At 67.2% G+C, this 12,640-nt stretch carries 12 protein-coding genes; 7 read left to right on the top strand and 5 right to left on the bottom strand.

The window, feature by feature from the left end; all coding sequences use genetic code 11:
- The first annotated feature begins 21 nt into the window (after nucleotides 1-21).
- Both G341_RS24170 and G341_RS0111820 read left to right on the top strand, forming a co-directional pair.
- Nucleotides 22-1,104 (top strand): TIGR03086 family metal-binding protein, encoded by a 1,083-nt coding sequence (locus G341_RS24170; protein WP_245556977.1) that lies wholly within the window; start codon nucleotides 22-24, stop codon nucleotides 1,102-1,104.
- A 10-nt stretch (nucleotides 1,105-1,114) separates the two neighbouring features.
- Complete coding sequence (locus G341_RS0111820; protein WP_018179354.1) at nucleotides 1,115-2,158, top strand: nucleoside hydrolase; 1,044 nt, start codon at nucleotides 1,115-1,117, stop codon at nucleotides 2,156-2,158.
- 12 nt (nucleotides 2,159-2,170) lie between these two features.
- On the opposite strand, the gene G341_RS0111825 is transcribed toward G341_RS0111820, so the two are convergent.
- Nucleotides 2,171-2,719 carry a hypothetical protein gene (locus G341_RS0111825; protein WP_018179355.1) on the bottom strand — a complete coding sequence of 183 codons (549 nt, stop codon included), beginning with the start codon at nucleotides 2,717-2,719 and terminating at the stop codon, nucleotides 2,171-2,173.
- Nucleotides 2,720-2,889: 170 nt separating this feature from the next.
- On the opposite strand from G341_RS0111825, the gene G341_RS21885 reads away from it, so the two are divergent.
- Both G341_RS21885 and G341_RS0111835 read left to right on the top strand, forming a co-directional pair.
- Nucleotides 2,890-3,513: a TMEM175 family protein gene (locus G341_RS21885; RefSeq protein ID WP_043451407.1), complete on the top strand. Its 624-nt coding sequence runs from the start codon at nucleotides 2,890-2,892 to the stop codon at nucleotides 3,511-3,513.
- A gap of 51 nt (nucleotides 3,514-3,564) precedes the next feature.
- Nucleotides 3,565-4,722, top strand: a complete 1,158-nt coding sequence (locus G341_RS0111835) for a permease (RefSeq protein ID WP_026303577.1) — start codon at nucleotides 3,565-3,567, stop codon at nucleotides 4,720-4,722.
- Nucleotides 4,723-4,733: 11 nt separating this feature from the next.
- Here the strand turns inward: G341_RS0111835 and meaB are convergent, their stop codons facing one another.
- Genes meaB through G341_RS0111850 form a run of 3 tightly spaced genes read right to left on the bottom strand, consistent with a single transcriptional unit; the run spans nucleotide 4,734 to nucleotide 9,887 of the window.
- Entirely contained in the window at nucleotides 4,734-5,747 is a 1,014-nt protein-coding gene (gene meaB, locus G341_RS0111840) for a methylmalonyl Co-A mutase-associated GTPase MeaB (protein ID WP_018179358.1), read from the bottom strand.
- Nucleotides 5,740-8,037 carry a methylmalonyl-CoA mutase gene (gene scpA, locus G341_RS0111845; RefSeq protein ID WP_018179359.1) on the bottom strand — a complete coding sequence of 766 codons (2,298 nt, stop codon included), beginning with the start codon at nucleotides 8,035-8,037 and terminating at the stop codon, nucleotides 5,740-5,742. Before scpA ends, meaB begins: the two co-directional genes overlap by 8 nt.
- Nucleotides 8,034-9,887 (bottom strand): methylmalonyl-CoA mutase family protein, encoded by a 1,854-nt coding sequence (locus G341_RS0111850; RefSeq protein WP_018179360.1) that lies wholly within the window; start codon nucleotides 9,885-9,887, stop codon nucleotides 8,034-8,036. Before G341_RS0111850 ends, scpA begins: the two co-directional genes overlap by 4 nt.
- A gap of 182 nt (nucleotides 9,888-10,069) precedes the next feature.
- On the opposite strand from G341_RS0111850, the gene G341_RS0111855 reads away from it, so the two are divergent.
- From G341_RS0111855 to G341_RS0111865, 3 genes are read left to right on the top strand one after another with little or no spacing between them, the layout of a single operon-like run.
- The gene (locus G341_RS0111855; RefSeq protein WP_018179361.1) at nucleotides 10,070-10,783 is read left to right on the top strand and encodes a TVP38/TMEM64 family protein; all 714 of its coding nucleotides are present in this window, start codon (nucleotides 10,070-10,072) and stop codon (nucleotides 10,781-10,783) included.
- 31 nt (nucleotides 10,784-10,814) lie between these two features.
- Entirely contained in the window at nucleotides 10,815-11,444 is a 630-nt protein-coding gene (locus tag G341_RS0111860) for a hypothetical protein (protein WP_018179362.1), read from the top strand.
- Nucleotides 11,441-12,028 (top strand): hypothetical protein, encoded by a 588-nt coding sequence (locus tag G341_RS0111865; RefSeq protein WP_018179363.1) that lies wholly within the window; start codon nucleotides 11,441-11,443, stop codon nucleotides 12,026-12,028. Before G341_RS0111860 ends, G341_RS0111865 begins: the two co-directional genes overlap by 4 nt.
- On the opposite strand, the gene G341_RS0111870 is transcribed toward G341_RS0111865, so the two are convergent.
- A complete protein-coding gene (locus tag G341_RS0111870; protein WP_018179364.1) occupies nucleotides 12,029-12,634 on the bottom strand; it encodes a class I SAM-dependent methyltransferase in 606 nt (201 codons plus the stop codon).
- Nucleotides 12,635-12,640: the final 6 nt, after the last annotated feature.

Raw genomic sequence — 12,640 nt, forward strand, 5'->3', positions numbered from 1 at the left:
GCCACGGGGCGACATGGTGAGATGAGTCGCGCGACGAAGGAGATCTCGATGCCGCTGCCCGACCGAACCGCCACGGCGCTGAACCAGGCCGAGGCACTGTGGATCGATGCACTGCGCCAGGTTGACCCGGCGACCTACGCCCGTCCCAGCGGCTGCGGCGACTGGTCGATCGCCGATCTGATCAACCACGTCACGGGTGGCGGCGAGCGGTACACGATGCTGTTGCGCGGCGCGTCGGCCGAACAGACCGCCGCCACCAGAGGCAACGACTATCTCGGCGATGATGCCCTCGCCGAATTCCGCCGGCACGAGGACGCATTCCGCGCGGCCGCCGATACCGTCGACCTTGCGGCTCCGGTGGATCACCGCGTGGCACCGCGGCCCGGAACCGATCTGGTCGCCATGCGGGTCATGGAGCTGGCGCTGCATGGCCACGATCTCTGTGTCGCGACCGCGCAACGCTGGAACCCATCGCCGGCCATCACCCAGTTCCTGTTGGATGAAATCCCGGCCACACTCGCCGAACTGCGCCGGGCCGGAATGATCGATCCGGCGGTCGAGATCTCAGGCGGTTCGCCCGCCGACCGGCTTCTTGCGCTCGCCGGTCGCCGGCCCGGCACCGCCACGGCCTCCAATGATCCACTTGCCCAGGCATTTCTGGCCAAGACGACCGAGTGCTTCACGAGGATGACCGAGATCCTCACTACACTCGGCGACGAACTCGCCAACCGGCGGCCCGACCTGCCGGGCGCCAACAGCTGCTACGCGATCGCGAATCATTGCATCGGCGTCGTCGACTACTGGGCCGGTTCGTTCATTGCCGGGCAACGCATTCCGCGCGATCGCGATGCCGAGTTCACCGCCACAGGAACGGTGCCCGACATCGTCGACCGACTGGCTGAGCTCCAGCGCCGCCTGCCGGCCTGGGCCGATATCGCCGTCACCGAGGGCATCCGGGACCGAGACGTCGCGGACGGTGCGAAGGGCGGTACCACGCGGGTCGAGGTGCTCGCGACCGCGACGCCGCAATGGGCCTGCTGCACATCCTGCAGGACATCGCCCAGCACACCGGCCACATGGAGATCACGCGCGACCTCTTTTTGAAAGGACCCCGATGACCACCTCGGTGATCTTCGACTGCGACACCGGAATCGACGATTCGCTGGCGCTGCTGTACCTGCTGGCCCACCGCGAGGTCGACCTCGTCTCCATACTGTCGACCGCGGGCAACGTTCCGGCGGATGTCGTGTGCGCCAGCAATCTCGGCTGGCTGACGCTGATCGACCGCACCGATATCGAAGTGTGCCTCGGTGCCGCCGCGCCGGTCGCCTGCGAGTTGATGACGACCGAGGACACCCACGGGCCGTTCGGCATCGGCTACGCGGAACTGCCGACGCCGACGATCACCCAGTCGCGCCGGTCCGCCGCCGACGCCTGGATCGAGCTGACCGCCGAGCGGCCCGGCGAACTGGTCGGACTGGTCACCGGTCCCCTGACCAATCTGGCGCTCGCGATACGCGCCGATCCCGCATTGCCCGCACGGCTGCGACGACTGGTGATCATGGGCGGCACCTTCCATCATCCCGGCAACACCACGCCGACCAGCGAGTGGAACATCGCGGTGGATCCCGAAGCGGCGCAGGAGGTCTTCGCCGCCTTCGGCCGCGACGGTGCGCCCGAGCCGATCGTCTGCCCGCTCGACCTCACCGAACAGATCGTGATGACCCCCGACCATCTCGGCCGCCTCGCCGCGGCGGCGGCCAGCTCCCCCGTCGAACAGCCGTCACCGGAGGATGAGCGCGGCCTGCGTTCGGTCGCCAGCAACGCCGTCATCCGCCGCCTCGTGGACGCGGTCCGTTTCTACTTCGAATTCCACGAGGACCACGATGAGGGTTACATCGCGCATATGCACGACCCCTTCGCCGCCGCAGTCGCGGTGAATCCCGCTGTGGTGCAGACCCGTTCCGCACGCATCGACGTCGAGACCACCGGCAGGCTCACCCGCGGCACCACTATCAGCGACGACCGCGGCCACTGGGGCCTAGAGCCCAACGCGCTCATCGCCACCGCAACCGACGTCGACGCCGTCCTCGACGATCTGATCGACCGGGTGGCCGCGCTCGCGGTCGCGGTCGGCAAGCGCCCAAAACCCCAATAGCAGCCCGGAACCTCAGTAGCAGCCCGGCAGCTCGTGGCGATCGGCGCCCGGCACGCCCTGGCTGCCGCAGTCCATCGCACTGCCCATATCGATCGGCGTCCACGCGCCCTGCGCGTACACGTACAGGATCGACACCGGGGTGACGGTGCCGTCGGTGACGTTATGCGCCACCGCATACTTCCCGGAGCAGCTGAACCTGTCGAGAGTGATCGGCTGGTACAGCCGCGGGGCCAGCGGGCTGGCGGCGACTGCATCCCGAAGCCCGGCCAGACTGGCGCTCGCGCAATAGTCCACGTCCGTGGCCGGCGGCTGATCCTCGGTGGCGGGTCGGTCGGTGGTGGCGTCTCCGCCGGTCTCGGGCGGCACCTCCGTCCGCACCGTGCCCGCCGTGGTGGACGCCGACACACTCATTGCCGCACTGGGCGACGCCGAGCTGGTCGCCGAACTTGTCGGGGACGAATCATCCTGCGTCGCTGAACATCCGACGGCCATCGCGGCGACAGCGGACACCGCGGCCCCGAATCCGACGATTCGGATTCGGTTCACTGCTGCGTACTTCATGGCACTCCTCACGAAATATGCCCGACCGCTGACATCACCGAACCGATTCAGTCTTAGTTCCCTTTCGCCGCATTGGCGGCATCGCGTCAGCCCGGTCGTTCGAACGCATGACACGGCCGCCCGCCGATTTCGACGCACGCGTCAGCAACGGATGTGACAGGGTTTCTCCGGTGAGCAGTACGCAGACCGAAGGCACCGGGCGGCTCGAGGCGTTCAGCGACGGCGTGTTCGCCATCGCGATCACTTTGCTCGTCTTGGAACTCAAGGAGCCCGCCGACGGCAGCGGCGGGCTGTGGCACGGTCTGGTGCACGAGTGGCCGCAGTTCGCCGCGTACCTGGTGAGCTTCTTCATTATCGGCATCATGTGGATGAATCACCATTCGATGTTCAGCAACATCGTTCGGGCCGATCGCAAACTGTTGCTGCTGAATCTGCTTCTGCTGCTATGGACGTCGCTGATCCCGTTTCCGACCGCGCTGGTCTCCCGGCACCTCAGCGGCAATGGAGCCGATGCTTCGACCGCCGAGGCGGTGTACAGCGCGAATCTGACCCTTGCCGCGATCGCTTTCAGCGGCTTATGGTTTCACGCTGTCCGGTCCGGCCTGCTGGCCGTGCCGATGTCGCGGGAGGCGCAGCGGAGCTCCATCTGGCGGTTCTCGGTCGGCACGCTGGTCTACGCCGCAACGATCGGCATCGCCTTCGTGAGCCCGCTCGCCGCACTGGTGATTCAGTTCCTACTCGCGGGCTACTACCTGTTCGAGCAGGTGGTCACCCGCGATCCGCGAACGGCCTGAGGCACCTCAAGACGATCCGGATCGTGCACGCCGCGACGGAAGGAGAGTGCGATGCACGCTGTGGCCGAGGCCCTTCGAATGTCTGGCCTGATGGCATGGCAGATCGCTTGGTCATTGGTGCTGGGGTTCCTCCTGGCATCGGTTGTGCAGGCAGTGGTTCGCCGGGATGCAATTTCCAAGGCGCTTGGCGACGACAGCCCCGGCGCGCTGGTGCGCGCGACCGGCTTCGGTATCGCGTCGTCGTCGTGCTCCTACGCCGCAGTGGCCCTTGCCCGTTCCCTATTTCGGAAGGGTGCGAGCTTCACTGCGGCAATGGTGTTCGAGATCGCATCGACGAATCTCGTGATCGAACTCGGGATCATCCTGGCCCTGCTCCTGGGGTGGCGATTCACCCTCGCCGAGTTCGTCGGCGGCCCACTCATCATCATTCTTGTCGCCGTCGTATTCCGCATAGTGCTGCGAGGCGACATGATTCGAGCAGCGCGAACACAAGCCGACAAGGGAGCCGCCGGATCGATGGAAGGCCATGCCGCCATGGACATGTCCGTAGGCGGGTCGGGCTCGATGATGTCGCGACTGTTCAGTACCAAGGGGTTCACCAGTGTGAGTCACATCTACGTAATGGAGTGGGCCGCAATTCTTCGTGACATCGTGATCGGCCTCCTCATCGCTGGAGCCGTCGCCGCGTGGATTCCGACCGCATTCTGGCAGCAGCTCTTCCTGCAACACCACCCCGTAGGCGCGGCCGTGCTCGGGCCCGTCGTCGGTCCGCTCATCGCCATCGCCGCGTTCGTCTGCTCCATCGGCAATGTGCCACTGGCGGCGGTGCTCTGGAACGGGGGCATCAGCTTTGGCGGCGTCGTATCCTTCTTATTCGCCGACCTGCTGATCCTTCCGATCATCGCTATCTATCGGAAGTATTACGGCTGGGCGATGACCGCGCGGATTGTGGTGATCTTCTACCTATCCATGGTGGTGGCCGGCTACCTCGTCGAGTTGCTGTTCCGAGGGCTCAGGCTGATCCCGCCGTCGGGTCACGCGTTCACCGGGACAGCCGGTATCAGCTGGAACTACACGACATGGCTGAATATCATCGCCGCACTGATATCGATGGCACTGTTGTTCCGATTCCTGCGCACCAAGGGCATCAGCATGCTGAGGATGATGGGCGGCAATCCTCCGTCTGAAGATCACCATGGTCATGGCTAGCGTTCCAGCCGTCAGTTATCAGCTGTGTGACCGGACACGCTGAGATCCATCGCGGCGACGATCTTCTCGGCCGCCAGCGCCGGCGTCATCGATCCGTCTCGCACTTGCTGCTCGACGTCCTGACGCAGCGTGCGTACCCGAGGGTCTGAGTCGAGGCGATGCAGGATCGTCTCCTCGACCATCGACCGCGTCCACTGGACCTGCTGGTCACGGCGACGCTTGTCGAACTCGCCGGCGTCGGTCAGCACCTTCTGATGCTTTCGAACCGTGTCCCAGAACTCGGCAACGCCGGTGTTCTCGATCGCGCTCATTGTCAATACCGGTGGCCGCCACAGCGATTCCTTGGGATACAACAGCCGTAGCGCGCCGTTCAACTCGCGTGCTGCCGAACGTGCCAACCCCGCGTACTCACCGTCCGCCTTGTTCACGACGACCACATCGGCGAGCTCCAGGACACCCTTCTTGATGCCCTGCAACGAATCTCCGGTCCGTGCGAGCGTCAGGAAGCAGAAGGTGTCGGTCATCCCGGCCACCGTCACCTCCGACTGCCCGACGCCGACGGTCTCGACCAGCACCACGTCGAAGCCGGCCGCCTCGAGCAGCACCATCGTCTCGCGGGTGGCCTTGGCGACGCCGCCCAGCGTGCCCGATGTCGGCGACGGCCGAATGTAGGCGTTCGGGTTCACCGACAGCTTCCCCATCCGGGTCTTGTCACCGAGAATCGACCCGCCGGTCCTGGTCGAGGACGGGTCGACCGCCAGCACCGCCACCTTGTGCCCGAGCTCGATCAGGTGCATGCCGAGCGTCTCGATAGTGGTCGACTTCCCCACCCCGGGCACGCCGGTGATGCCGACGCGAAACGACTTCCCCGCGTCGGGCGTCAGCTCCAGCAGCAGCTGCTGGGCCAGCGCCCGGTGATCCGGACGCGTCGACTCGAGCAGCGTGATCGCCCGGGCCAGCATCGGCCGACGATCGGCGCGGACCGCCTCGGCCAGCTCAGCCAGATCGAGTGTCGGCCTAGGCATCCAGCTGCAGTTCGAGCTGGTCGGCCAGCTTGTTGATCAGCTCGACGGCCGAGTCGGCGATCACGGTGCCGGGCGGGAAGATCGCCGCGGCGCCCGCGTCGTACAGCTCCTGGAAGTCACCCGGCGGAATGACGCCACCGACGACGATCATGATGTCGTCGCGGCCCACCGCGGCCAGGGCTGCCTTGAGCGCTGGAACCAGCGTCAGGTGCCCGGCGGCCAGCGAGGACACCCCGACGACATGCACGTCGTTGTCGGCCGCCTGCTGGGCGACTTCCTCAGGAGTCGAGAACAGCGGGCCCACGTCGACGTCGAAGCCGAGGTCGGCGAACGCGGTCGCGATCACCTTCTGGCCTCGGTCGTGGCCGTCCTGACCCATCTTGGCGATCAGCACACGCGGCCGACGGCCTTCTGCCTCAGCGAATTTCGCCACCAGCTCGGCGGCCGAGGAAATATTGGACACGCTGCCCGCCTCATGTCGGTACACACCGCTGATCGTGCGGATCTCGGCCTGGTGCCGGCCGAATACCTTCTCCATCGCGTCGGAGATCTCGCCGACGGTGGCCTGGTGCCGCGCCGCGTCGATGGCCAGGGCCATCAGGTTGGTCGACTCCCAGTCCCCGGTGCGCTCGGTGCTGGCGCAGGCCTCGGTGAGTCGGTTCAGGGCCGCCTCGACAGCCACCGAATCCCGTTCCGCGCGTAGCTTCTTCAGCTTGTCGAGCTGTTCCTGGCGCACCTTGGAGTTCTCGACCTTGAGGACCTCGATCTCGTGATCCTCGACGACCTGGTACTTGTTGACGCCGATCACGGGCTGCTGTCCGGAGTCGATCCGCGCCTGGGTACGGGCGGCGGCCTCCTCGATGCGCAGCTTCGGGATGCCCTCGCCGATCGCCTGCGCCATGCCGCCCGCCTCGGTGACCTCCTCGATGTGCGCCCGTGCCTTGTTGGCCAGCTGATGGGTCAGCCACTCGACGTAGTTCGACCCGGCCCACGGATCGATCGACTGCGTGGTGCCCGACTCTTGCTGGAGCAGCAGCTGGGTGTTGCGGGCGATGCGCGCGGAGAAGTCGGTCGGCAGCGCGATCGCCTCGTCGAGCGCGTTGGTGTGCAGCGACTGGGTGTGACCCTGCGTCGCGGCCATCGCCTCGATGCAGGTGCGGGCCACGTTGTTGAACGGGTCCTGCGCGGTCAGCGACCAGCCCGACGTCTGCGAATGCGTCCGCAGCGACAGCGATTTCGAGTTCTTCGGCTCGAAGTCGGCCACCAGTTCGCTCCACAGCAGGCGCGCCGCGCGGAGCTTGGCGACCTCCATGAAGAAGTTCATGCCGATGCCCCAGAAGAACGACAGCCGCGGCGCGAACTTGTCGACGTCGAGCCCGGCCTCGATGCCCGCCTTGATGTACTCGACACCGTCGGCCAGCGTGTAGGCCAGCTCGAGATCGGCTGTCGCACCGGCCTCCTGGATGTGATAGCCGGAGATCGAGATCGAGTTGAACTTCGGCATCTTGGCGCTGGTGTACTCGAAGATGTTCGAGATGATCCGCATCGAAGGCTTGGGCGGATAGATGTAGGTGTTGCGCACCATGAACTCTTTGAGGATGTCGTTCTGGATGGTGCCCGCGAGCTTCTCCGGCGGCACCCCCTGCTCCTCGGCCGCAACGACATACAGCGCCAGGATCGGCAGCACGGCGCCGTTCATCGTCATCGACACGGACACGTTGCCGAGGTCGATGCCGTCGAACAGCTGACGCATGTCGAGGATGGAGTCGATGGCCACACCGGCCATTCCGACGTCACCGGTGACGCGCGGGTGATCGGAGTCGTAGCCGCGGTGCGTCGCCAGGTCGAAGGCCACCGACAGGCCCTTCTGGCCGGCCGCGAGGTTGCGACGGTAAAAGGCGTTCGACTCGGCCGCGGTGGAGAAACCGGCGTACTGCCGAATGGTCCACGGCTGGTTCACATACATCGTCGGATACGGGCCACGCAGGAACGGCACCGCTCCCGGAACGGTGTCCAATGGATACCCGGCGTCATTCGGCCCGCTCGCTTCGCTCCCGGCGCCGGAGGCGATGGCGTCGCGGTCGGCGCGGGTGTAGATCGGCTTGACGTCGATCTGCTCGGGCGTCGACCAGATCAACTGCTCCGCCGTATAGCCGCCGGACTTGGCCGCGGCACTGATGAATTCGCCCGAGGCATCGTCCGCAACGGCCGGGTCGTCCGTGCTGTCGAGCGGAACGTCGGCGAAATTCGGGATGCCGCCCAGTTCGGTTCGTGCACCAGTGGTGGTCATCGAGTGCCCTCCAGTCGATCCAGCAGTCCGGTCAGGGTGGCCACGGCATCGATGCCGACGGCGAGATAGCCGTCAGGCTTCTCCGCGTCCGGCCAGGCCTTGTCGGGCCCGGCGAGCAGCACCTGCGCGGCGCCGGCGGCCCGGGCCGCGGCGAGCAGCCCGGGGCCCTCGTCCGCGTAGCGGCCGTTGGTACCGCAGATCACCACGATCGATCCCGCGCTGACATGCGCCGCGGCGTTCTCGGCGGTCACCGGACCGGGGTTGGCGGCGGCGATGCCGCCGGCGGCCAACAGGTTCGCGATGAACGTCGTGCGACCGTTGTGCTCGGAGACTGGCCCCAGCGGCAGCATCGTGACGCTCGGACGGCTGCCCGAGCTCGCGGTGATCGCATCGGCGCGATCACGCAACGACTCGAACGGCTGCGCGACGCGGGCCAGGCCGGCGGTCGCCGTGACGGGCACGAAATCGGTTGCCGCGATGGGTTCCTCATCGAGGTTCGGGAACTCGTTGACGCCGGTGATGGCGGCCTTGCGGCGGGCCACCCGCTTGTCACGCTCGGCCAGCGCCGCCGCGATCTGATCGGCGATCCAGCCGTCGGCCAGCACCGAACGATAGCCACCGCGAGACTCGATCTCCTGCAACGACTTCCACGCAGCCGCGGCGAGGTCGTCGGTCAGCGACTCGACGAACCAGGCGCCGCCGGCCGGGTCGAGAACTCGCCCCAGGTTGGACTCCTCCAGGAGTAGCAGCTGGGTGTTGCGGGCGATCCGGCGAGCGAACGCGGCGCTCGTGGTCCGTGCGGTCGGCGGCAGCGTCGCGTCGAACGGCAGGACGGTGATCTGATCGGCACCGCCGACGCCCGCACCGAAGGCGGACACCGTGCTGCGCAGCATGTTCACCCACGGATCGCGCTGCGCGTACATCGACAGCGCGGTGATCGCGTGCGTATGTGCGGCGCCGGCCGCCGGAGCACCGCTGGCGGCGGCGATGCGACCCCAGATCTTGCGCAGCGCACGCAGTTTGGCGATGACGCCGAACTGGTCGTCGCCGACCGAGACTGCGAACGACAGCTGCCCGAGTGCGACCGCCGTCGACAGGCCCTTCTCGGTCAGCAGTCGCAGGTAGTCGATTCCGGCGGCCGCGAGCAGCGCCAACTCCTGCGCGTCGGTGGCACCGGCCATCGCGAAATCGGTTCCGTCGACCCGGAGGGCGCGCACCGTGGCGGGCGCTTCGGCCGCCACGGCGATCGCCGCATCCAGCGCGACCGTTGCACGACCGGAGAATTCGGCGGTCAGCGGCGCCAGCCCGTAACCCGCGATCGTCGACGAACCGGTCGCCTCGGGGGCCAGCAGCTCACGCAGCGCGGCGGCGGCCTCAATGCCGTCCGCGCCGGCGTCGAGGGTGATCGGCACGAGATCGGTGAGCACGCCTTGCAAGACCTGATGCAGATCCGCAACGGCGATGCCGCTCTCGCCGACCGCGAGCCACAGGCCGCTGGCTCCGTAGGTCAGCGCGTCGAGGATCTGGTCGTTGAGCACCGAAAGCTCTGTGGCCGCCTCGCCCTGCATGTCGCCGAACCGCTCGGTGACCCGCCAGCCGACATGGATGTCGCGGGCGGCGTCGGCACCGCGCACGAAGGGCTCGGAGCCCGGCAGTCCGGGCTCAGGGAGTTCGTCGCGTCGCGTGTAGAGCGGCTTGATGACGACCGAATCGGGTGTGGTCGTCGAGAGCAGTTCCTCGGGGGTGCCGGGCAACTGATCGGGTTCGACCCGCCGGGACTTCGCCAGCACGGCAGCCGCCGATTGCGACCACTGCTGGTATTCCCGCTCCAGAGACTGTGCCTCCGCCATGCATACGCCTCACTTGTGATGTGGGTAATGGTCTCTCGACAGTAGCGTCGCCAGGGTGCTCGGTCCTACACCGGGTTCCGTCCAGCGGACCCGCCGCGACCTGCTGTGATTGTTGGTCTGCCGTCCAACACCCGAGCGCTCGCTCTGGCGGCGGGCAGGTTACTCCGCAGTAGGGTGATTCGATGCTCACCGCCCTCGCCGACCGCACCGGCCTCCAGCGCCGGACGCTGATACGTGCGTCGATCGGCGCAGCAATTGCGGTGACCATCCTGATCGGCGCGTACTTCGTCCCGCTGCCGTCCGCCGGCTGGGTGCGTCAGTGGGCCGACTCGATGGGGCCGGGATTCACGGTTGCTTTTTTCATCGCGTATGCGGTGATCACGATCGGCCCCATTCCGCGGACGTGGTTCACCGTCACCTCGGGGGTGCTGTTCGGCGCCGGAACCGGTTTCGTCGGGGCGATGACCGCCACCACGGTAGCCCTGATCTGCGCGTTCTTCCTGGCACGGCATCTGGGAAGGGAACGCGTGCAGCCGTTTCTGGCACATCGGCTGCTGCAGGCGATCGAGGCGCGGCTGCAGCAACGGGGCTGGCTGGCGATCGGCTCGCTGCGCCTGATTCCGATCTGCCCGTTCTCGGTGGCGAACTATGCCGCCGGGGTGTCATCCGTGCGCTTCGTGCCCTACGTCGTCGCCTCGGTCATCTGCACCGCGCCCGGCACCGCGTCGGTCGTGATCATCGGCAACGCCCTGGCCGGCGAGGCCAGCATCTGGCAGATCGCGATCAGCAGCTCGTTCTTCCTGCTCGGGATCGCCGGACTCGTCCTCGACGCCCGCCTGAACGTCGAGAATCAAGCCCAGGAACTGGATTCAGAAGAATCAAGCTTTCAACGTTGATTTATGGATATCAAGGTGCAATCCTTTACTCATGAACACCTATGTGGTGACCATCGATCAGCGCGGCAGTCGTCGCGACGTCGATCGCGTCGATGAGCTGCTGCGGCACCTCTCCCAGAACACCACTCCGCTGCGAGCCTTCGAACGCACGGCCGGCGACGAGGTCCAAGGCGTCTTCGACGACGCCTCCGACGTTGTCGCCGCGGCCCTCGGCATCGCCGAGACCTTTCCCGGCGGGTGGAGCATCGGCATCGGCATCGGCCCGACCGAGCGGCCGCTGCCCCGTCAGACCCGCGCCGGCCGCGGGCCAGCATTCGAATTCGCGCGCGATGCCGTCACCCGGGCCAAGTCCGCACGTCATGGGCTGGCCGTCGCAGGCTCGAGTACCGCCGCCTGCCGCGACGCTCAGACGGCGCTAACCCTGGTGATCGGGCTGTTGACCGGCCGATCGACCACCGGCCAGGACGCCGTCGCCGCGATGCGCACCGGCATCACCCAGGCGGCCGCCGCGGCCGCCCTCGGCATCACACCGCAGGCGATGTCGCAGCGGCTGCGCACCGCCGGCTGGGATATCGAGGACGACGCCCGCCTGCTCGCGGCACATACGCTGGCCGCTGCCGCCCATTCGACCGACGACGCAAGCGAAGGATCTCCCCGATGACCGCAGCCACCATCGTCGCGCTCTGCATCACCGCCACCCTCCCCTTCGCACTCACCCCGCTGGTCCGCATCCAGCACCGCGCCGCGACACTCGGTGCCGCCGGGATTCTCGTTGTCGCCCTGGGTGTTTCCGGGTTTCTGGCCCATGCTGCGCACAGTCCCGGCGGCGCGGCCCGGCTCGTCGCCATCGTCGCCGCCATGCTGGCCGCGATCGCGGGCGGCGGCATCGTCGTGCGTGCGGTGCTGCTTGTCGGCGGACTCAGCCCCTGGGCGTCCGACACCACCACGGAGACGACCGACGACGACACGACCGAGACCTCGGAACCGAATGACTCTGAGACACCCGCGGTTTCCGGACCGCTGCGCGGCGGACGCCTCATCGGATTCCTCGAGCGCGCCTCGGTGGCCGCCGCCCTGCTGGCGCACTGGCCGGCCGGCCTGGCGATCATCCTCGCGATGAAAGGTCTTGCGCGCTATCCCGAATTGCGTGCCCCGCACGCGGCCGAACAGTTCATCATCGGGACGTTCACATCCGTCCTGTGGGCGATCGCCGCGGCCGGCACCGGCTACCTGCTCTTGACCTGATCAGTCCGCCCGACGCAGGATGGTGACCGCGAAATCGGCATCCGCATGCCAGGGCTTGACGTCCCAGGTGGCGAGCCGGATGTCGGTCCGCAGCCCGGCCCCGACCGCCATCTCATCTAACCGATCCGGCGACAGGCCGCGATTCACGTGGAATCCGACCGCCGCGAAGCCCTCGGGCTTGAGAAGCCTCGCGAAATTGCTCAGCACGCGGGGCTCGGTGCCCTCGGCCACGAAAACCAAAACATTCCCGGCACAGACGATCGCATCGAACGGCTCGTCCTCGCCGCCCGCCGCGAGATCCAGCTCGACCAGGTCGCCGACCAGCCAATGCGGGCCCGGATAGTCCTGTTCGGCGGCCGCGATCAGCTTCGGGTCGACATCCACGCCCACCACCTCGTGACCGAGCTGATGCAGGCGACCGCCTATCCGGCCGGGTCCGCAGCCGGCGTCCAGGATCCGCGACTTCCGCGGCACCATCGCATCGATCAGCCGGGCCTCGCCATCGAGATCGGCGCCCTCGGCGGCCATCGTGCGGAAGCGTTCGATGTACCACTCGCTGTGTCCGGGTTCGGTGTCGGTGAACCAGCGCGGCTTCGGGGAACTCATCCGTCC

This window comes from Jongsikchunia kroppenstedtii DSM 45133, assembly GCF_000380485.1.
GTDB classification, from domain to species: Bacteria; Actinomycetota; Actinomycetes; order Mycobacteriales; family Mycobacteriaceae; genus Jongsikchunia; species Jongsikchunia kroppenstedtii.